Origin of the sequence: Kineosporia babensis (assembly GCF_021129305.1) — a bacterium.
GTDB classification, from domain to species: Bacteria; Actinomycetota; Actinomycetes; order Actinomycetales; family Kineosporiaceae; genus Kineosporia; species Kineosporia babensis.
In genome coordinates, this window is the sequence record NZ_JAJOMB010000017.1 from 42,755 (window position 1) to 63,651 (window position 20,897).

Here is a 20,897-nt window from a genome sequence, read left to right on the forward strand (position 1 = left end):
ATTAGCGCACGGAAGGTCACTGGATCCGGAAGGTTCCGCCGCCGACGTTGCTCGCGTTGGAGTCGTCCTGCCAGGACAGCACCAGTTCACCGTCGCCGCTGCGGGTGAGCCGGACCGTGCTGCTGTCGGCGCAGCGGTCCCACAGATCGTCTTCCAGCTGGGTGGTCAGCACCACCGAATCCGCGCTGGACTCGTCGGGCCGGTAGTTCAGGGCGCCGCTGCAGCCCAGCTCCCGGATCTCGATCCGGCTTTCGCCGGCCCCCTCGGCCAGCGTGAGCTCGGCCTGCCACTCGCTCACCTGGCCGACCGGCTGAAACACGTCGCCGACCCAGGTGCCGGAGGTCCATTCGGGCAGACCAGCAACGGACGCGGTGGGCGCGGCCGTCTCGCCGGTGCCGGGGTATTCGGTGGTCGGCTCCGAACTAGGGACGCTCGACTCGCCGGGGGTGCCTTCGGTCCCGTCCCCGGGGTTCTCGCCGGGGCTTCCTTGATCGGCGCCGGTTTCGGTGGTGCGGGATCCGCCCTGGTCCAGGAAGGTGCGCAGGGCATAGGCGCCGCCACCCACGATGCCGCCGCCGATCAGCAGCACGGCCAGGATCGCTCCGGCCGAAGAACCCAGCCCCACGCCCCGGCGGCGGGGTTTGGGCACCGGCAGGCCGTTGGGCGGGGTTTCCGGCGTGCCGTACTCAGGCGAGTGCTCGGGCGAGGTCCAGGCCGGAACGACGCGTCTGGTGGTCGGGGTGTTCTGGCCTTCGTCCCCGCCAGTTCCAGCTTCCTGGTCAGGGCCGGCGTCGGGGTCGCGGCCAACTGGGGCATCAGGTCCGGTGGCAATGGCGGTGGCGGCCACCCGGCTGCCTTCGGCGAGCACCAGCGTCGGATCGGCCTGGTCGTGGGCGGGCTGAGGCCGGCCCAGGAGCATCGCCAGGGCCTGCTGGGCGCTCGGGCGCTGGGCAGCGTCCTTGTTCAGGCACAGTTTCAGCACTTCGGCCAGGGCGTCGGGCACCCCGTCGAGCGAAGGCTCCATCGTGGTGATCCGGTGCACCACGGCCATCATGTGCCCGGCCTCGAACGGTGCCCGGCCGGTGGCAGCGAACGCGATCACCGAGGCCCAGGCGAACATGTCGGTCTGCGGGCTGACCCGTTCGGAGCGGATCTGCTCCGGCGCCATGTAGGCCGGGGTGCCGAAAATCCGGCTGGTGACGGTGGTGTCGTGGGAAAGGTCGCGGGCGATGCCGAAGTCGATCACCCGCGGGCCCTCGGGCGAGATCATCACGTTGGCCGGCTTGAGGTCGCGGTGCACCACGCCTGCCTGGTGGATGGCGGCGAGTGCAGTGGCGGTGCCGATCGCCAGCCGCTGCAGCCGGGTGCCGGTGATCGGGCCGGTGTCGCGGACCAGTCGTTGCAGCGACGGCCCCTCGATGAACTCGCTCACCACATAAGGTGATTCGCCTTCGAGGTCGAAGGCGATGATCCGGGCCGTGCAGAACGGCGCAACCCGCCGGGCCGCCGAGACCTCCTTGGCGAACTGGAGCCGGGAACGCTCGTCCTCCAGTTTGAGCTGTTTCACCGCCACCCGGGCGCCGTCCGGGCCGACGCCGAGGAAGACCACGCCCTGTCCGCCCTGGCCGAGCCGTCGCAGGATGCGGTACCCGGAGACCTCGGCAGGGTCGCCGGTGCGCAACTTGCTTGCGTCAGGCATCCGGCCATACTGCCAGGCGGTCCTGATCACCAGGGAAAATCCTCCGACAGTGACATTTTCATCACCCTGAGTCAGTCAGGGTCACAGCGGGTGGAACTCAGGGACAGCCCTGATGCCGGTCCGCAATGCTCGGCTTACGCTGGCTGAGGGTCGATCGGCAGGGGGATTGCCGGGCCCGACGTGTGCAAAACCTGCGGAGGGGGCGGTGAGTGGTCAATGTTCCACGCCTGGCGCGGTATCCGGGAACTTGTTCTGCTGGGCGCCCTCTGGGGTGTGTACTCGCTCTCGCGGCTGCTGGCCTCGGCCGAACTGGAACCGGCTCTGGCCCGCGCACAGTCGGTCCTGGAGACCGAGCAGTTTCTCGGCCTGCACCACGAGCTGAGCTTCAACCATTTCGTCGCGGGCCACGAAGTGCTGGCCGTGGCCTCGAGCTATTACTACGCCGCGGCGCACTACCTGGTCACCGCGGCCGTGCTGGGGTTGCTCTGGTACCGCGGCCCGCAGATCTACCAGCAGGCCCGTAACGGCCTGGTCCTGGCCACCGTGATGGCCCTGGCCGCGTACATCACCATGCCCACCGCCCCGCCACGGTTCGTGCCCGGCTACCTCGACGTGCTCGCCGAGAACGCCGATCTGGGCTGGTGGGGCGCCGGGCACTCGCTGCCGGGCGAGATGGGGCAGCTCACCAACGAACTGGCGGCGATGCCCTCGATGCACGCCGGCTGGGCGCTCTGGGTGGCCCTGGCCGTCGCCCTGGTCACCCGGAATCCGTGGCTGCGCAGCCTGGGCTGGGCGCACGCGCTGCTGACCGGGCTGGTGGTGATCGGCACCGGCAACCACTGGACCCTGGACGTTCTCATCGGCTGGGCCGTGGTGAGCATCGCCTGGGCCCTGGCCAGCCGGCTGAGCGCACCCGCCGAGGCCGCCGTCGCGGCCCGACGATCGGCCGACGTGGCCGCCAAGAGCGTTGCCCGCTGAGCCTTCTCACCGCACCGGCCGACACCGTCGACCATTCGCGCCCCCGGCCGGCTGCGCCGCCGGCTGGCCACGCCACCAGCCGTTCTCGCGGTCAGTCGTTCTCGGTCAGTCGTTCTCGGACCGGGGCTGGTAACCGGCGGCGGTGAGGTCGGCCACCACCCGTTCGCAGTGGTCCGGGCCGCGGGTCTCCACCCACAGCGCCACCTCGACCTCGTTCACCGCGGTCCGGGTGCCGGTACGCACGTGCTCCACCTCCATCACGTTCGCGTCGGTGGTGGCCAGGCGCATCAGCAGCTGGGCCAGCGAGCCCGGGGTGTCCGGCACCCGGACCCGCAGCCGCAGGTAACGCCCGGCCGAGGCCAGGCCGTGCCGGATCAGGCGCATCAGCAGCAGCGGGTCCACGTTGCCGCCGGAAAGCACGGCCAGCGCGGGCGTCTCGATCTGCAGGTCGTCCTTCAGCAGGGCCGCCACGGCCACCGCCCCGGCCGGCTCGATCAGCAGCTTCTGCCGTTCCAGCATCAGCAGCAGGGCCCGCGAGATGGTCTCCTCGTCGACCGTGACCACCTCGTCGACCAGGCTCTCGACGATCGCGAAGGGCACGTCACCGGGCCGGCCCACGGCGATACCGTCGGCCATCGTGCTCATCGAGGGCAGCGACTCGGGCTTACCGGCGGCCAGCGAGGGAGGGTAGGCGGCAGCGGTCCTGGCCTGCACCCCGATCACCCGGATGTCCGGGCGGCGGGCCTTCAGCACGGTGGCCACGCCGGCCAGCAGCCCGCCACCCCCGGTGCTGATCAGCACTGTCTTCACGTCGGGCTGCTGCTCCAGCAGTTCCAGCGCGATCGTGCCCTGGCCGGCCACCACGTCGGGGTGGTCGAACGGATGGATCATCACTGCGCCGCTGGTGTCGGCGTGCTCCAGCGCGCTGGCCAGGCACTCGTCCACGGTGTTGCCGGCCAGCACCACCTCGGCGCCGTAGCCGCGGGTGGCGTCCAGCTTCGGCAACGGCGCCCCCACCGGCATGTACACCCGGGCGGGCACGCCGAGCAGCCGGGCGGCCAGAGCCACCCCCTGAGCGTGATTGCCGGCGCTGGCCGCGACCACGCCCCGCGCCTTCTCCGCCTCGGACAGCCGGGCCATCCGGGTGTAGGCGCCGCGGATCTTGAACGAGCCGGCCCGCTGCTGGTTCTCGCACTTCAGGTAGACCGGCCCGCCGCGGAGGTCGGAAAGCGCCCGGCTGCGCACCACGGGCGTGCGCCGGATCACCGGTTCCAGAAGCTCGGCGGCGGCCTGGACATCGGCGTCGGACACGGGCAGAACGCGGGCGGGAACGGACATGACCGAATCCTTGCACGCCCCGCCCGAGGTGGGGTTTTGCCCACCCCTGCCAGCCCGGTTTTCCCTACCCCCGCCGACGGCTCAGACCCCTCGAAGGGGCGCAAGGACGTCCGTAATTTCTTAGGTACCAGCAAGACCAAGTCGAGGGGGAACCACCAATGGACGCACCAGCTTTGGACGTTGCCGGGCTGAGCATGACCTACGGCAGCGGGCCGGGGGCAGTACGGGCACTGCGGGAGGTGGGCCTGCGGTTGCAGCGGGGAACGTTCACCGCGCTGATGGGCCCGTCCGGCTCCGGCAAGAGCACCTTCCTGAACTGCGCGGCGGGCCTGGAGCGGCCGGTCGCGGGCTCGATCACGATCGGCGGCCGTACCCTGCCCACCGACGAGGCGGAGGCCACGCTGTTCCGGCGCGAGCGGATCGGCATCGTGTTCCAGAACCTGAACCTGCTGCCTTACCTCAGCGCCCGGCAGAACGTGGAGCTGCCGCTGCGCCTGGCCGGGCACCAGGTTCCCCGCGACCTGGCTCGTGACCTGCTGGATCAGGTTGGACTGGTCGACCGCGTGAGCTCCCTGCCAGCCGAGATGTCCGGCGGTCAGCAGCAACGGGTGGCGATCGCCCGGGCTCTGGTCACCCGCCCGGACGTCCTGTTCGCCGACGAGCCGACGGGGGCGCTGGACAGCCGGACCGCCCGCAATGTGCTCGGTATCCTGCGCGGAGCGGCCGACCGGATGGGCCAGACCGTGGTGATGGTTACGCACGACCCCGTGGCCGCGGCCTACGCCGACCAAGTGGTGTTCCTGGCCGACGGCCGGATCGCCGGTCAGATGGTGAACCCGACCCCCGAGGCAGTGGCCTCCCAGATGACGCATCTGGACCAGCTCATTCCGGCGCTGTCCGGGGCAGGTGCGTGATGGGACGGGTTGCCCTGAGCTCGCTGCGCGCGCGGGCCACCACGTTCGGCGCGTACTTCCTGTCGGTGTTCTGCGGGGCCGTGCTGATCGGTGCCTTCGCCACCCTGAACAGCGCCGGGGCGGGGGACGTCTCCGACGCCGACGCCGAGCGGCTGCTCACCATGGGCTCGATCGTGGGCGGCTGGGGATCGGCGATCGTGCTGTTCTCGCTGGCCTCCACGCTCACCCTGATCGTCGCTCAGCGCACGGCCGAGACCTCGCTGCTGCGTTCGGTGGGGGCTACCCCCAAGCAGGTGCGGCGGCTCGTGCTCACTGAGTCGACCCTGGTCACCCTGCTGGCCGTGGTGCTGGCGGCCGGGCCCGCCTGGCTGATCGGCGAGGCGATCCTGGCCCTGCTGCGCAACGCCGAAATGCTTGCGGACGATGTGCGCGGGTACGGCCAGCCGGTCGCCTTGGCGATCACGGGGGTGGTGATCACCGTGGTCGCCTACCTGGCCGGGCGGATCGCCACCCGGCGGGTGACCCGGGCATCGGTGCGAGCCACTCAGCGCTCAGCCGCGATCGAGCCGCAGCGGATGAACCGCTGGCGACTGGCCGCGGGGCTGCTGCTGATCGTCGGCGGAGTGCACCTGGCGGTGATCACCATGACGGTGATGGCCGACGAGCCGGACCCGATCGCCCCGATGAGCACGGCCGGCCCGGCCGGGGTGCTGACCACGATCGGGATCGCCACGCTGTCGCCGTTGCTGCTGCGCTGGGCCGCGGCCGGATTCGGCTGGGTGCTGGCCCCGTTCGGGGTGAGCGGGCACCTGGCGCTGCACGACCTGCGGGCCCGGGCCCAGGTGCTGGGCACCGCCCTGGCCCCGATCACCATCTTCACCGGGATCAGCGCAGGCACCGCCTACCTGATCGCGATCGACAACCAGGCGAGCCTGGGCCAGGTGCGCACCCCGGAGGCCGAGGACGTACAGCTGCTCAACTTCGTGGTGGTCGGGATGATCGCCCTGTTCGCGGCCATCATGGTGGTGAACACCCTGGCGGCGGCCGTTTCCGCGCGGCGTCAGGAGTTCGGCCGGCAGCAGTTGGCCGGGGCCACTCGCCGTCAGGTCCAGCAGATGATGCTCCTGGAGGCGGGATTCCTGTCCGGCGCCGGGATCGTGCTTGGGGGGATCGGAGCGCTGCCCATGGCCTGCTCGTACAGCTGGGTCAGGCAGGACAGCCTGGTTCCCGACATGGGGCCCTGGTACTTCCTGGCGGTGGCGGTGATCGCGGCGGCGGTGACAATCGGGGCGAGCGTTTCGCTCACCCGTAAGGCGCTGGCGCCTCCGGCCCTGACCTTGGCTGCGGTCCAGGCCGTCTAGAGGTGTCAGACTTGGCCACCATGTGGGGCAAGCGCGGGTTGCGGAGGATTCCGCTGCTGCGCTTCGACGAGGCCGGTCTTCGGGACCGGGGGCGAATCTGGCTCCTGGAACTCGCCCACGTGTTCCTCGCGATTGCCTGTCTCCTGCTGTTCATCCTGATCGTGGTGGGCTGGCCGACCTCCACCGTCCTGGTCGGGTTGCTGCTGCTGCACCTCACGGTCCCCGCGGCAGCCGCACTCGGCCGGGCCCACCGTTCTCTGGCCGGTATGGCCCTCCAGCAGCCCGTGGAGGTGCCGGAGTACAAGCGCACCCGCACCACCGGCCTGGCCGCGGTGTGGGGCCGGCCGTGGACCTGGCTGCAGGATCCGCGGCGCTGGCTGGATCTGGCCTTCACCGCCTTCGCCTGCACCGGCGGCCTCGTCATCTCGGTGGCCGTGGTGGCGCTGCCCGGCCTGGCCATCACTCACATCGTCCTGGCGGCGGTGTTCCAGAGCTTCTGGTGGCTCCTGCCGCTCACGCTCGACCTGGCGCTTTGGTGGATCCTGACTCCCCTGCTGTCGATGGTCCGGGCGATCACCACCCTTGCCATGTACGGCAATTCGCTGGCGGCCCAGCTGGAACGCCGGGTGGCCGCGGTTTCCGAGTCCCGGGCCGAGTCGATCGACCACTCCGCCGCGGAGATCCGCCGGATCGAGCGGGATCTGCACGACGGCGCCCAGGCCCGGATCGTCTCCCTGGGGATGAACATCGGTCTGGCCGAAGAACTTCTGCACCGCGATCCGGAGGCCGCCGCGGCGCTGCTGGCCGAGGCCCGGAAGGCGACCACCGAGGCCCTGGAGGATCTGCGCGGCGTGGTCCGCAGCATTCATCCCCCGGTGCTGGCCGATCGTGGGCTGGGCGGTGCGGTCGAGGCCCTGGCGGTCCAGCTCTCCCTGCCGGTGAGCACGTCGATCACGCTGGAGCGGGCACTACCGGCGCCGGTCGAGACGGCGGTGTACTTCGCGGTGGCCGAGGCGCTGGCGAATGTGGTGAAACACGCGCAGGCGCAGCGGGCCTGGGTACGGCTGGGTTTCCAGGGGGGCTGGCTACGGGCCGAAATTGGGGACGATGGTGTGGGCGGAGCGGTGATCGGTGGGGGTAGCGGCCTGGCTGGGGTGGCGCGCCGGCTGCGAGCGTTCGACGGCACACTAGAGATCAGCAGCCCCGCCGGGGGGCCGACCCTGGTCGTCGTGGAGGTGCCGTGCGCGTCGTGATCGCCGAAGATCTGGCCTTGCTGAGGGACGGGCTGATCCGGCTCTTCGAGGCGCACGACTTCGAGGTGGTGGCGGCGGTGGACAACGCGCAGTCGCTGCTGCAGGCGCTGGACGCCAAGGAGGCCGACATCGCGGTGCTGGACGTGCGGCTGCCGCCGAGCTTCTCCAACGAGGGCCTGATGGCGGCGATCGAGATCCGGCGCCGTCGGCCGTCCTTCCCGGTGCTGGTGCTCAGCCAGTACGTCGAGCAGCTGTACGCCAAGGAACTGCTGGCCTCAGGCCAGGGTTCGATCGGTTACCTGCTGAAAGACCGGATCACCGACGTGCGTTCGTTCGTCGAGGCAGTGCAGCAGGTGGCCGCCGGGGGTACGGTGCTCGACCCGCAGGTGGTCTCCAGTCTCCTCACCCGGGTGCAGCGTGAGGCCCCGATGGAACGGCTGACCGAGCGCGAGCGCGAAGTGCTGGCGCTGATGGCTCAGGGCAGGTCCAACGCCGCGATCGCGGCCCGGCTGTTCGTGTCGGAGAAGGCCGTGGGCAAGCACACCAACAGCATCTTCACCAAGCTGGACCTGCCCCAGGCGACCGACGACAACCGCCGGGTACTGGCAGTTCTGGCTTACCTGCACCAGGACTGAGGTCTACTGGCTGCGCAGCGGCTTGAGGGTGTGGGAGAGCACCTCGAGCTCGACCAGCATCGCCTCGGCGCCGGCGCTCATCATCTCGTTGGGCTTGATCGTGCGCTCCTCGGTGAGGAACTGGGTGACGAACGGGATGTGCACGTTCGCTCCGGTCGGGAACAGCTTGAGCAGGGCCAGCACCGGCCGCAGGGTGGTCACCGCGCGCACCCCGGCCGACACGCCGCCGTAGCTGACCACGCCCACCGGCTTGTGCGCCCACTCGTGCACCAGGTAGTCGATGGCGTTCTTCAGCGGGGCGGTGTAGCCGGCGTTGTACTCCGGCATCACGAAGACGAACGCATCGGCCCGCTCCACCGTGGCGCTCCAGCGCTTGGTGTGCTCGTGCGTGTACTGCCGCAGCCGCGGGTGGTTGGGCTCGTCCATCATCGGCAGGTTCAGCTCGGCCAGGTCCACCAGCTCGACCGAGAATCCGGCGTGCTTGTCGGCCACCTGCTGGATCCACTGGGCGACCGGAAGACCGACCCGGCCGGGCCGGGTGCTGGCGACGACGATCTGCAGAACGGGCTTGGACATCGGGTTCCTCACGTGCGAAGCAGTTGCTTACGCGAAACACCGTATGCCTGTCACTGCCCGCCAGCGTGCGCAGGTAGCGGTTTGACCTGGGGAAGACGCTCTTTCAGCCGCAGCGCGGGCTTTTCCACCAGATACCAGGAGAAACCGGTCAGGCCGATCGTGAGACTCACCTCCAGCAGGTGCTGCACCGGGTGCGAGAAGCCGCGGCTCTGCACGGTCATGAAGACCGGGTAGTGGTACAGGTACAGCCCGTAGGACACCGCCCCGATCCCGACCAGGGGCTTCAGCGACAGCAGACGCACCATCGGCCCGTCGGTGCAGGTGGCCAGGTGGTGCACGACCATGGCGCTGAGCAGGGCCACCAACGGCAGGCGCCACTGGAAGGTGGAGGCCGCTTCGATGTACGAGGTGGCGAACAGTGCGGCCAGCCCGGCCACCCCGAGCCAGGCCACCGCCTCGGAGCGGCCCTTGCTGGAGAACAGCGTCTCCCGCCGGTCCAGCAGCGCCGCCAGCAGGCTGCCCAGCAGCAGGCCGTCGCAGTGCGAGGTGGTGGCGTAGTACATCCAGCTGCCGCCGTCGAAGTGCCAGGTGATCACCCGGGCCGCCACGATCACGGTGACCACCGCGGCCAGGGCCCGGGCCGGGGGCTGCCTCCGGCGGGCCAGCACCACGATCAGCACCGCCGGCCAGATCAGGTAGAACTGCTCCTCGATCGACAGCGACCAGGTGTGCGTCCAGATCCCGATGCTGCCGTCGACCCCCACGCTGGCCCAGTTGGCCACGTAGAACAGCACACTGGCCACGGCCGCGACCGGATTGACCGTGAGCTCGGCCTGCTCCCAGGTCAGGGCGAACGGCAGCGTCACGGCCAGCATGAACAGCAGGGCCGGCAGCAGCCGCAGCCCGCGGCGCAGGTAGAACGCCTTCAGGTCGATCCGCTCGGTCCGGGCCCACTCCCGCAGCAGCAGCGCGGTGATCAGGTAGCCGCTGATCACGAAGAAGACGTCCACCCCGAGGAAGCCACCGTGCGCGGCCGGCGAGGTGTGAAAAGCCATGACAGCCAGCACGGCGAAGGCGCGCAGACCGTCCAGCGCGGGGCGACGGGACATCTGATCCTCGGGGAGTAGACCAAGCGATCTTGGAGATTCTGTGTACTCCCCGAGGATCAGCCGCGGAACCCGTGACGACGACGTTTTCGCCGAGCGTCACGGATTCGGCCCAGTCACTGGTGCCGGCGGGTTACAGCCCCTTCGGCAGCTTGCCGTGGTGGATCACGGTCAGCCGCTGGGTAGGACGGGTCAGCGCCACGTACAGGTCGCTGGCCCCGCGGCGGGAGGCGGCGATGATCCCGACCGGGTCGACCACGGTGACCGCGTCGTACTCCAGGCCCTTCACGTCGTCCACGCTGAGCACCGAGACCCGGTCGGCCAGGGTGGCGTACTCCGGGGCGAGCAGCGACTTGCGCACCCGCTCGGAGACCTCGCCCAGGACCTCCTCCCGGGCCAGGATCACCGCGAACTGCCCACCGCCGAGCGCCGCTTCGTCGGCCGTGACCGCCTTGAGCACGGCCTCGGCCATCGCCCCGGGCTCCGCCGGGGTCTGCAGCACCGACGGCTCCCAGTCCCCCTCGCGGGCCGATTCGGGCAGCCGGACGCTGATGCCGGTGGCCGTGAGCATGGCGGCGGCCGGGCGCATGATCTTGGCCGGGGTGCGGTAGTTGACGGTCAACTCGGACACCCGCCAGCGGTCCTTGGCGATCGTGTCCAGGGCGCCGGCCCAGGTGCTGGCCCCGGCCGCGGAGCTGGTCTGGGCCAGGTCGCCGACCACCGTCATCGACCGGGAGGGCACCCGCCGGGCCAGCGTGCGCCACATCATCGGCGAGACCTCCTGGGCCTCGTCGACCACCACATGCCCGTACGTCCAGGTGCGGTCGTCGCGGGCCCGTTCGGACACGGTCAGGCTGCCGCCCGGGCCCTCGAACCGGTCGGCCAGCATGTCGGCGGTCATCATCGCCGAGGCCTCACCGGACATCTGCAGCACGCCCTGGGCGTAGCGCACCGCCTCGGCCCGCTCGGCCGCCGCCCGGGCGCGTTCCCGGGCCGCCTCGGCCGTGGCGGTGACGTCGGGACCGATCAGCTCGGCCACCTCGTCCAGCAGCGGCACGTCGGACTGGGTCCACGGGCTTCCGGCCGGCCGCTGCAACAGCCGGGCCTCGGCTTTGGCCAGCTTGCCCTCGGTGGCCGCGCGCAGCCGGGCCGGGGTGGAGAACAGCTTGTCCAGGAACGCCTCGGCCGACAGCGGCATCCAGCGCAGGTTGATCTCGCGCCGCACGTCGATGCTGTCGCGCAGCTCGGCGGCCAGCTCCAGCCGGGTCTCGGCGTCGTTCTCCAGACGGCGGCTGCGGGCCAGCTGGCCGGCCAGGTCGTCGAGCAGGTGCTTGACGAAGGTGGACCGAGCCTCGTTGTGCGGCCGGCCGGTCTGCCGGGCCCGCGAGCGCGCCTCGGCCACCGCGGCCGGGCGCAGCGTGATCTGGTCGCCGTCGAGGCTGATCGGCACCGGCTTGGGCAGCAGCAGCTGGCGCTGCCGGACCGCCTCGCGGATCACCCGGGCCATCCGCAGATCACCCTTGAGCATCGCCACGTTGGGCACGTCGGTGGCGTTGGCCTCCACCCCGGGGAAGATCTGGCTCGGGGTGGACAGCACGACGCCGGTCTCGCCCAGCGAGGGCAGCACCCGCTCGATGTAGCGCAGGAACACCGGGGACGGGCCGACCACCAGCACACCACTCTTGGCGATCCGCTCGCGGTGGGTGTAGAGCAGGTAGGCGGCCCGGTGCAGGGCCACCGCGGTCTTGCCGGTACCCGGGCCGCCCTGGACCACCAGCACGCCGGTCAGCGGGGCGCGGACGATCTGGTCCTGCTCGGACTGCAAGGTGGCCACGATGTCGCGCATCTTGCCGGTGCGGTGCTCGGTGAGAGCCGTCATCAGCGCGCCGTCACCGGTGACGGTGGTGAGGTCGGCCGCGTCCAGACCGGCGGCGTCGAGCAGCTCGTCGTCGATACCGGTGACCGTGCGGCCCCGGGTGGCCAGGTGCCGCCGGCGGGCCACGCCGCCCGGGGAGGCAGCGGTGGCCTGGTAGAAGGCGGCCGCGGCGGGGGCCCGCCAGTCGACCAGGAGCTGGTGCTGCCCCTCGTCCGAGAGCCCGATCCGGCCGACGTAGCGGCGCTCGCCGCCGCTCATGTCCAGTCGGCCGAAGGCCAGCCGGTCCTCGACCGCGTCGAGCTGGGCCAGCCGCTCGGTGTGCAGGGCGTCGAAGGCGTCCTTCTCGGCCCGGCCCGCCGGAGTGTTGGACGAGGACGCCCGGCGCACCTCGTCCAGAGTTTTCTGGGCCCGCGAACGGATGTCGTCGAGCCGGCTGTAGAGCTGGTCGAGATAGTCCTGCTCGTGCGCCACCTCGCGCTCGGTGGCTCCCTGCGGGCTGTCCGGGGCCGCGCCGGCCGCTTCGCTACTACTTGCCGCGTCGCTGCCGACGTGCCGGCCCACCGGCGTGCCGGAGTTGCCGGCGCCGTCGGTGCTGCCAGTGCTGTCGGCCAGACCGTCGACCGTGCCATCGCTCACGCCATGGCCTCCCATGCTCGTCACCCACCTGCTCCGCCGCGCATCAGCTCACGCGGCACCGCTGCGATCTACCTACTTGTTGCCCGAACCACGTACCCGTTTCCGGCGAGCACCCCAAAGCCTTGCGAGAGTTGTGCTCACGCACAAACCACACACGCGCTCTGCCCGGCCGGCCTGGGCGTCCGCGTCCTGTCCACGCCGTGTTCACGTCGCGCACCCATACGCAGGCCCCACGTGACCACCCGCATCCGGCGGGCCGCTCCCCCTGAACCTGCTGCCTCTCCCTGGTGAGCCACCGAGCTCGCTCGCACCGCTCATACCGCTGCACGTACCGTCGCCCGCCCGGCACCGCCGCCCGTACCGGTGCCCAACTGGTCCCCGCACGTAAGTCGGCGGACCCGCGTTCGGTGCCCACCTCGTCCTCAAGCAACGCCCGTGAACCAGCCCGGAACGCTCGGCGACCGTAACCAGCCACGCCTGCCGAACCGGTCAACCCAACCCGCCTGGCGCAACCGCCTCGGCGACCGGGACGGTTCTCTCCGACCACACGCCCGGCCCGGACGATCAGCCAGCTTGGCGGCGGCCCGACGCAACCACCCGGCCGCGTTCCACCGGACCGGCTGATCCTGCTGGCCAGCCACCTCCACCGACCCGGCCGAAACAACTGACCCAGCCGAAACCACCGACCCAGCCACCTCCACCGGTCCGACCGAAACCACCGGTCCGACCGAAACCGCAGCGCCGTCCGAAACCGCAGGGCCGCCCGAACCGACCAGACCAGCCAACCCGGCCAACTCGACCGAGCCCATCAGCCCGGTTCTGCGCGCCGACCAGACCGGCCAACTCTGCCAACTCGACCACGCCCATCAGCCCGGTTCTGCGGGCCGACCTGATCAGGCCGGCCGACTCGACCGCGCCCACCGACCCGGCCGAACCGCCGCATCGCTACCGGACCACCACGTCCTCAAGTTCTGGACGCCGACCACCGCACAACGCCTTGTTGCCCGCCGAACACCGCCCTCGCCACCGGCCAGCCACGGGCCGAACGACCCGACCCGGCGCAAAGGACTTACCAGTATGTCTCTTCAGGCGGCCTCGCGCTGATCCTCCTCGACCCGGTTGTGCGTGATCCACTCGTCGATCTGCTGCCACCACTCGTACAACCAGGCGATCCGCGGCTCCCGGCCCTCCGGCACGCTGCCCGCAGGCACCTGCCACCACCGCATCTTCACGTCCACCTCGGTGGGCAGCGCATCCCAGACGTCGGCGACCGTGAGCAGGTGGTCCGTTCCGGTGTGGGCCACCCAGACCACGTCGGCCTCCGGGGCGTTGTCCAGCACCGCCAGCACTCCCCCCGGACGCGGCGGAAGCACGTGTCGCATGGCTTCGGCCTTGGCCGCCTCCGCGGTCAGCCCCCTACGGCGCAACTTGGCGATGGCCCGCGCGCGGCGTCGGGCGGTGAAGTTGCCGCCTTCGGGGAAGAGCACCAGGGCATCGTTGCCGTCCAGCCGGCGGGCCAGTTCACCGATCTGCTGCTCGGCGTCGGGCCCCTTCTCCGGATCGACGGTGGCCTTGCCCGGCGCCCCGGAGCGGATGAACCGGGTGGGCAGGCGGTTGAGCACGATGTCGATGGCCGGATCCCACTGCATGGTGTCTTTCAGGACGATCCGTGGTTCCCGGTCGTACCAGTCCATCAGGGCGTGCACGAGGAGGAAGGAGTCGCCCGGGCCGGCATGCCGGCAGAACACGATCAGCGGCTTGTCGCGGTAGGCCTCCAACTCCGGGCCCTCCAGCCGGACCTGCACGTGCAGCACGTGATTGACCAGCCAGAAGATCCAGCGCAGGAACGCCCGGACGCAGACGTAGTGCTGCCGCTCGTGCTTGGGCTCGCGCACCCGGCGGCCGAAACCGCAGGCCAGCCACAGGTACCCGAGCACCACCAGGGCCACGCCCTCGGCGGCGAGGTAGCCGATCACCAGGACGGTGATCCGCAGTACGCGCCCGTGCTGGCGGGGGACGAGAAGACTGACCAGCGCCGCCAGCAGCAGCGTGGCCGGGGCGGTGAGCACGGCGGCCACGCTGATCAGCAGCATGAGCGGCAGTAGCACGAGGCGCCGTACCCAGTACGGGGGAAGCATGGGTCAGGCCTGCTCTCCGGCGGGAAGCGATTCCAGGTAGGCCCGCGAGGCCTGGTACGCCTCGTCGATCCGGGCCCGGACCTTCTGGGTGTTGCGGTAGCGCAGGTTGGCGCTGGGCGCCTGGACCGAACCGGCCGGCAGGACGCGCACCGTTACCCCCTCGGGCACGGCGGCCATGTCGGCGGCGAAGCGGTGCCGCCGGGCGATCTCGAAGGCCACCGTGGCAACCTCCCAGGGCCGGGAGGGCACCCGCAACGGCTGCTCGATGCGCCCGACGTGCAGCACGAAGATCTCGGTGGCGCCGAGCGCGACGGCCCGGCCCACCGGCAGGCTGTTGACCAGGCCGCCGTCCAGGTAGTGCTCACCGTTGATCTGGACCGGGCCGAACATGCCGGGGACGGCGCAGGACGCCGACACTGCGGTGGCCAGCGGCCCCTGGGTGAACCAGGTCTCCGCGGCGCGCTCGATGCTGGCCGCGCAGCACTGGAACGGGACGGCCAGGTCTTCGATGTCGACCGGGCCGAGGCGGCGCTCGATCAGCGCCCGTAACGGCTCGATCGAGTGCAGGTGGGTACCGGTGCTGGCGGCCACCCGCAGGCGCTGGAGCGGGCCGGAGAAAAGCTCCCGCCCGCCCAGCGACTCCCAGGTGGCCGTCAGTTCGCCCACGCAGTCGAGGGTCGGATCGGCCGCCAGCACGGCGCCGTTGATCGCGCCGACGCTGGTACCGAGGACGAGATCGGGGCGGTGCCCGGCCTCCATCACGGCGCGGAGCATGCCTACCTCGCTGGCTCCCAGCATGCCCCCGCCGCCGAACACGAATGCGGTCTTGCCCATCGCCGCCCGTTACTCCCCTCACCGACCACCGGAACGCGGCGACCGTACGCCATCCGGGCTACTCCAGCGCCTCCAGGTCGGCCACCGGGCTCTGCTGGAGTTCGCAGACCTCGGCGATCACGGCGAACGCCGGATGGTGGTGCAGCACCGCGAGATGGTGCTCCAGCGCGGTGGCGGCCACCAGCAGATCGCGCGGGCGGACCGGTGGCCCGGCCAGACGGCCGAGCTTGGACTGCAGCTTCACCGCCCGTTCGCCCACCTCCGCCGCGAACGGCACGGACCGGTAGGCCTGCCGCCGGTCGGCCCGCATCTTGCGGTAGGCCGCCGCGGTGGCGGCCATCTCCAGCGCCTCCAGGTCGAGCACCGGGCAGGTGTACAGCACCCCGGCCCGGAGCATCGGCCGCAGCCGGGCCGTGACCTCCGGGTGGTGCGCCACCCCGAGCGCGCTGCTGTCGAGCAGCCAGCCGACGTTCATCGTTCCCCCCTGTCCCGCCCGGGCTGGACGGTCCGGCCGGGCAGCCCCGCGAACTGCCCGCTCTCGTAGCGATACACCTCCGCCGCCACGGCGCGGCTGCGATTACGCTCCCTGATCAGCTCGGCGAGCGCCTGATCCACCGCCGCCGCTTCCGGCACGCCCAGGAGCAGCGCTGCTCGACGCAGCAGCGCCCCATCGACCCCCTCCACCGTGCTTCTCGTCACCAGCCGGACATCCTCAGCAAACACGCCCGTCCCCCTCCCTCTTTCGGTTTATACCCCCATCCTGCATTGGGGTACCGACAGTTTTCTTTCTTGTCCCTCCCCTCCCCACGTCCCCCCTGCTCAGGCCCAAACACCCTCCCCCTCCTAGCCATTCAGCCACCCTCCGGTGCCACCGAGCCATACCCCCGCCGCGCCTTCTACGGCCGCCGAAGCGCCTACCCGGAGCGAGACGGCTCCACGACTCTGGGGAGTGGCAGCTTGCTTACCGGCGAGCAGACTGCGGCAGGTAGCGTCGTCGGCCCGGGTGAGACCACCGCCATCGAGGCGCGCTCCGAGCTCGACCCATTACTGTCGGACACTGCCGCAACGCTGAAAGCGGATACCTAAGCAATATTTTGGAAGTCACTGTCGTAGCGAGGAGGCGCCCGGTGGCCGTCTGGCAGCCGTTGGGACGAGGGTGGCCGCGGCGGCCTGGGCAACGCCTCGCTGGCCTCGGCCCGGCGCAAGGCGCCCGGCTTCGCGCTGCTCGGTGAGCCCGGCCACCGGGCGCCCCGCAGTAGGCATGGACTTCCAAAAACACGACCCAGGTGGCCACCAGGGTTGGCCGGGTTCCGAGACATGGCGGCGAACGAATGGGGCGCAGTCGACCCGGCCAAGGTTCGTGGCCAACAACGCTGGGCAAGGAGAAGCAGTCTCGGACCGCGCGCTGTCAGGCGGCGAATGTGGAACAGTTCGACGACGTGTACACCTGGTGCCAGATGGACCACCTTTACACATTGCGAGCAGCCGTTTACCGGACCCTGTGCAATGGCACTGGGGCAGTGGCCGCGCGCGTGCATCGGAGCGAGGGCGGATTTGCTCACTGACCTACATATCAGTGCGGCAGCCCCCAAGGTTCGACGGATTCCGAGACGTGGTGGCAACGAACAGTGGCAGAGCGAGCCGGCCAAGGCCCTTGGCCACCACCGCCAGGGATTCAGCGGCCGGCGGGCAGACTGCCGAAGATCGCAACCGAATGACCACGGAGAGCTACTATTTATCCCGTGAAGGCCCCAGAGAGCGACACGAAGGCGTGGCAGGAAGCCCGGCTGATCCCCACCTCCGGCATCAACGGCGGCGAGGAGCAGGAACGGCGGGCCACCTCGGCCCTGCTCGCCGTGATGAGCTCGGTGCGGGAGTTCGGCCGGGCCCTGACCCAGCCGCTGGGCGCTCCGGCCGGGGCCGTGCAGACCTTCATCGAGGTGCCGTTCCGAATCGCCGACCGGAAGGTGTTCCCCGACGGCCTGATCCGGGTCCAGCGCGGGCAGAAGACCTGGACGGCGCTGGTCGAGGTGAAGACCGGCACCACCGTCCTGGACCCGGCCCAGCTGGAGACCTACCTGGACGTGGCCCGGGCCCAGGAGTTCGACGTGGTGCTGACGATCAGCAACCAGATCCCCTCGCACCCGGGCGAGCACCCGGCCACCGTGGACCCGCGCCTGACCAAGCTCGTTGCCCTGCATCACTACTCCTGGAGCCAGGTCCTCACCGAGGCGGTGGTGCAGCGCGAGCACCGCGGGGTGGCCGACCCCGACCAGGCCTGGATCCTCGGGGAACTGATCCGCTATCTGGAGCACGACCGTTCCGGCGCCCTCGAGTTCGACGACATGGGCCGGCACTGGGTCTCGGTACGGGACGCGGTGATCGACGGCACCCTGCGCCCCGCCGATCGCGGAACCGAAGAAGTGGCGAGCCGTTTCGATGCCCTGCTGCGGTTCTCCGGCCTGAAGCTGGGACGTCGGCTGGGGACCAATGTGGTGCCGCTGCGCACCCGCAAGGAACAGGCCGACCCGGCTGTGCGGGTACGATCCCTGATCGAGTCGCTCTGCTCGCAAGGCACTCTCAGCGGCGTCCTGCGAATTCCGGACGCGGTGGGCTCGGTGACCGTCATCGCGGACATCCGGACCGGACGGGTGATCTGCCAGGTGGACATCGACGCACCGCGGGTGGGCCGGCCCGCCACCCGGATCAACTGGCTGCTGAAACAGCTTTCTCAGGCGCCAGATTCACTGCGGGTCGAGGTCTTCGCCATGTACAGCAGGGCGTCGGTGGCCGCGGATCTGCTGGGCCGGCTGCGGGCCGAACCTGGCCGGCTGGCTCTGGAGGAGTCGCGCGAGATCAAGAGCTTCCGGCTGGCCCTGGAGCTGCCGCTCGGCTCCAAGCGCAGCCGCGGGAAGGGCAGTTTCGCCGACAGCGTGGTGTACGGCGTCGAGACGTTCTATGCGGACGTGCTGCAGTCGTTGCGTTCGTGGGTGGCCAAAACGCCTCAGTTGCGGGACGAATCACAGGACGAGCCGGTCGCCGAGCAACTCATCTCGTCTTCGCTGTCGAGTCAGGACGGACCGCAGACGGCTGCCCCGCCGCGATCAGGACCCGGGACCGAACCAGAACCGAAGCCAGCATCCGGACCCGAATCGGACTCGAGATCGGTGGAAGAAGGTCTGGTGCTGGGGGAAGGGCCCGCGGTTGGGGAAAGGCCCACGGTTGGGGAAAGGCCCACGGTTGGGGAAAGGCCCATAGCCGAGGAAAAGTCCACGGTTGGGGAAGAGCAACTGGCGCAGGATCAGCCGGCGCCCGCTACGCAGCCCCGGATCCCGTTGCAGAAGAGCCCAGAACAGGAACCAGAGGACGCGGTGGGCGTCATCCGCTGGACGATGGCGATTCCGGGGCCTCGGGGACCGTCTCGGCGGGAGATCCGGCGTCGGGCGAGCGAGACGCAGGACGAAGAGGGCTGGTACGGCGATCCGGACCGGGCCGGTCACCTACGGTGGTGGAACGGCGTGGCCTGGAGCGAGTACATCTACGAGGTGCAGTCCACCGACTGAACAGACGAAACCGACTGGGCAGACGCAACCGGGTGGACCGCCGGAACCGGCTGGGCTGTGAGGTCAGCCGATTCGGGAGCGGAATCCCGGGCCCCGGTGCGCTCGGCCCCGATCCCGGCCAGCACGACCAGTCCCACCCCGAGCACCGCCGCCGCCCCCGGCACCTGGTCCAGCAACAGGAACCCGATCAACGTGGCCACCGCGGGCTCCAGGCTCATCAGGGTGCCGAACGCAGCAGTGGTCAGCCGCCGCAGGGCCAGCAGCTCCAGCGAGAACGGCACCACCGGCACCAGCACCGCCAGCAGCAGGCCGAAGAGCACCACGTCCGGGCCCAGGTCGATCCGCCCGGAAACCAGCTGCGGCGAAGCCACCGCGGTACCGATCAACCCAGCCACCGGCATCGAGACACCGAGCCCCCGCAGCCCCGAGACCTCGTCCGCCATCCGCTGGGTGAGCAGGATGTAGGCCGCCCAGCAACACGCCGCCCCCAGCGCCAGGGCGATCCCGGCGGGGTGCACATCACCGCTCCAGGGCTCGGTCAGCAGCAGCACCCCACCGAGCGCAGGCAGGGCCAGCAGCCGGGCCCGCCCCTGCCCCCGGAACATCGCCACGCCGAGTGGGCCGAGGAACTCCAGCGCACTGGCCGTACCCAGCGGCAGATACACCAGCGAGGCCATGAACAGCATCGTCACCCCGGCCATCACCACCCCGAGCAGCACCCCGCTGACCAGGCCGGCCCGGCTGAGCTGCCCCGGCCGAGGCCGCAGCACCAGCGCGAAGAACAGCCCGGCCCAGCCCAGCCGCAGCCAGGCGGTACCCACCGGGCCGATCTGATCCACCAGCGGAACGGCCACGGCCAGGCCGAGCTGCACGCTCAGGATGGCGCCGACCGCCAGCGAGGTTCCGGTCCGGGCGGTGTTCGGAAGAGCAATTGCTGTCACGTCCCCATGTCACCCTGCGAGCATCGTCCGCGTCCACGTGCCGATCGTGGACATACCGTTCAGCATTCATTGACAATCAAGAGGTGGAGACCAGGCGCCTGCAATTCCTGCTCGAGCTGTCCCGGCTGAGCTCGATGCGCGAGGTGGCCGACGAGCTGGACACCACCACGTCCACGGTCTCGCAGCAGATCGCCGCCCTGGCCAGAGAGGTCGGCATCGCGCTGATCGAACCGGACGGCCGCCGGGTGCGCCTGACTCCGGCGGGCCGCCGGCTGGCCGAGCACGCCGTCACCATCCTGGCCGCGGTAGAAGCGGCCCACGCCGATCTCGACCCTTCGGCCGAGCCGGCCGGCACCGTTCGGGTGGGCGGCTTCGCCTCGGCGATCCGCCGGGTGCTGCTGCCGATCGTCACCCAACTGGCCGAAACCCGTCCCAAAGTCCGGATTCTGATCCACGAGTTCGAGCCGATCGAGGCGCTGGCGATGGTCGGCGCCGACGAGATCGACCTCGCCCTGGTCTACGACTACAACCTGGCCCCCCGCCCCAAAGACAGCGCCCTGCATTCGCTCTCGCTATGGCAGACACCCTGGTCGATCGCCGTCCCGAGCGCACTGACGCAGGCCGCCGGACCCACCTCGCTGGCGACCGTGCGAGCGCTGGCCGAGCAGCCCTGGATCGTCAACTCGCGCAACACCGCCGACGAGGACGCGGTGCGAACTCTGGCCTCGATGGCCGGTTTCGAGCCCCGGATCGCGCACCAGGCCGACAGTCTGGGCCTGGTGCAGGAACTGGTCCTGGCCGGGCAGGGCATCGGCCTGCTGCCGGCCGACCACCCGCTGCGGCCCGGGGTGAGCCTGATCCCGCTGAGCGAACCCGGGGTGGTCCTGCAGGCCTATGCGGTCACCCGGGCGGGCCGAGCCGAATGGCCGCCGCTGGCACTGATTCTCGACCTGCTCGTTTCCGGCCAAAACCCGCATTGAGGACGCCGGGCTGGGCGAATCTGTGGCCAAAGTGACCGAAGTGGTCGGCTCTCGCCAGTAATCGACGGA

General features: G+C 70.5%; 17 protein-coding genes. 7 read left to right on the forward strand and 10 right to left on the reverse strand.

Annotated features, from left to right (window positions below; all coding sequences use genetic code 11):
• Positions 1-16 precede the first annotated feature (16 nt).
• Positions 17-1,699: a serine/threonine-protein kinase gene (locus LR394_RS26915; protein WP_231447163.1), complete on the reverse strand. Its 1,683-nt coding sequence runs from the start codon at positions 1,697-1,699 to the stop codon at positions 17-19.
• Between the two features lie 216 nt (positions 1,700-1,915).
• Between LR394_RS26915 and LR394_RS26920 the strand changes: the two genes are divergently transcribed.
• Complete coding sequence (locus tag LR394_RS26920; RefSeq protein ID WP_231447165.1) at positions 1,916-2,677, forward strand: phosphatase PAP2 family protein; 762 nt, start codon at positions 1,916-1,918, stop codon at positions 2,675-2,677.
• 105 nt (positions 2,678-2,782) lie between these two features.
• On the opposite strand, the gene ilvA is transcribed toward LR394_RS26920, so the two are convergent.
• Positions 2,783-4,015 carry a threonine ammonia-lyase gene (ilvA, locus tag LR394_RS26925; RefSeq protein WP_231447167.1) on the reverse strand — a complete coding sequence of 411 codons (1,233 nt, stop codon included), beginning with the start codon at positions 4,013-4,015 and terminating at the stop codon, positions 2,783-2,785.
• Between the two features lie 158 nt (positions 4,016-4,173).
• On the opposite strand from ilvA, the gene LR394_RS26930 reads away from it, so the two are divergent.
• From LR394_RS26930 to LR394_RS26945, 4 genes are read left to right on the forward strand one after another with little or no spacing between them, the layout of a single operon-like run.
• Positions 4,174-4,929 (forward strand): ABC transporter ATP-binding protein, encoded by a 756-nt coding sequence (locus LR394_RS26930; protein WP_231447169.1) that lies wholly within the window; start codon positions 4,174-4,176, stop codon positions 4,927-4,929.
• On the forward strand, positions 4,929-6,290 hold the full coding sequence (locus LR394_RS26935; protein WP_231447171.1) for an ABC transporter permease: 1,362 nt from the start codon (positions 4,929-4,931) through the stop codon (positions 6,288-6,290). Before LR394_RS26930 ends, LR394_RS26935 begins: the two co-directional genes overlap by 1 nt.
• Before the next feature lie 20 nt (positions 6,291-6,310).
• Positions 6,311-7,543, forward strand: a complete 1,233-nt coding sequence (locus tag LR394_RS26940) for a sensor histidine kinase (protein WP_231447460.1) — start codon at positions 6,311-6,313, stop codon at positions 7,541-7,543.
• Complete coding sequence (locus tag LR394_RS26945) at positions 7,531-8,178, forward strand: LuxR C-terminal-related transcriptional regulator (protein ID WP_231447172.1); 648 nt, start codon at positions 7,531-7,533, stop codon at positions 8,176-8,178. Before LR394_RS26940 ends, LR394_RS26945 begins: the two co-directional genes overlap by 13 nt.
• Before the next feature lie 3 nt (positions 8,179-8,181).
• Here LR394_RS26945 and LR394_RS26950 read toward each other — a convergent pair whose 3' ends face one another.
• The 7 genes from LR394_RS26950 to LR394_RS26980 all read right to left on the reverse strand — a co-directional run bounded on the left by LR394_RS26950 (position 8,182) and on the right by LR394_RS26980 (position 16,067).
• Positions 8,182-8,754, reverse strand: a complete 573-nt coding sequence (locus LR394_RS26950; RefSeq protein WP_231447174.1) for an NADPH-dependent FMN reductase — start codon at positions 8,752-8,754, stop codon at positions 8,182-8,184.
• A gap of 50 nt (positions 8,755-8,804) precedes the next feature.
• Positions 8,805-9,863, reverse strand: a complete 1,059-nt coding sequence (locus LR394_RS26955; protein ID WP_231447176.1) for an acyltransferase family protein — start codon at positions 9,861-9,863, stop codon at positions 8,805-8,807.
• 130 nt (positions 9,864-9,993) lie between these two features.
• Entirely contained in the window at positions 9,994-12,372 is a 2,379-nt protein-coding gene (locus LR394_RS26960; RefSeq protein ID WP_231447178.1) for a HelD family protein, read from the reverse strand.
• 1,085 nt (positions 12,373-13,457) lie between these two features.
• Positions 13,458-14,510 carry a 1-acyl-sn-glycerol-3-phosphate acyltransferase gene (locus LR394_RS26965; RefSeq protein ID WP_231447180.1) on the reverse strand — a complete coding sequence of 351 codons (1,053 nt, stop codon included), beginning with the start codon at positions 14,508-14,510 and terminating at the stop codon, positions 13,458-13,460.
• Between the two features lie 3 nt (positions 14,511-14,513).
• Positions 14,514-15,344, reverse strand: coding sequence for a patatin-like phospholipase family protein (locus tag LR394_RS26970; protein ID WP_231447182.1), 831 nt, complete (start codon positions 15,342-15,344; stop codon positions 14,514-14,516).
• 58 nt (positions 15,345-15,402) lie between these two features.
• The gene (locus tag LR394_RS26975) at positions 15,403-15,819 is read right to left on the reverse strand and encodes a PIN domain-containing protein (protein WP_231447184.1); all 417 of its coding nucleotides are present in this window, start codon (positions 15,817-15,819) and stop codon (positions 15,403-15,405) included.
• Entirely contained in the window at positions 15,816-16,067 is a 252-nt protein-coding gene (locus LR394_RS26980; protein WP_231447186.1) for a hypothetical protein, read from the reverse strand. The genes LR394_RS26975 and LR394_RS26980 overlap by 4 nt, the downstream gene beginning before the upstream one ends.
• Positions 16,068-17,086: 1,019 nt before the next feature.
• Between LR394_RS26980 and LR394_RS43240 the strand changes: the two genes are divergently transcribed.
• The gene (locus LR394_RS43240; protein ID WP_231447188.1) at positions 17,087-18,907 is read left to right on the forward strand and encodes a DUF2510 domain-containing protein; all 1,821 of its coding nucleotides are present in this window, start codon (positions 17,087-17,089) and stop codon (positions 18,905-18,907) included.
• Here LR394_RS43240 and LR394_RS26990 read toward each other — a convergent pair.
• Positions 18,883-19,848 carry an EamA family transporter gene (locus tag LR394_RS26990; protein ID WP_231447190.1) on the reverse strand — a complete coding sequence of 322 codons (966 nt, stop codon included), beginning with the start codon at positions 19,846-19,848 and terminating at the stop codon, positions 18,883-18,885. The genes LR394_RS43240 and LR394_RS26990 overlap by 25 nt on opposite strands.
• Before the next feature lie 83 nt (positions 19,849-19,931).
• Here LR394_RS26990 and LR394_RS26995 point away from each other — a divergent pair, with 83 nt between their 5' ends.
• On the forward strand, positions 19,932-20,828 hold the full coding sequence (locus LR394_RS26995) for a LysR family transcriptional regulator (protein ID WP_231447192.1): 897 nt from the start codon (positions 19,932-19,934) through the stop codon (positions 20,826-20,828).
• Positions 20,829-20,897 lie beyond the last annotated feature (69 nt).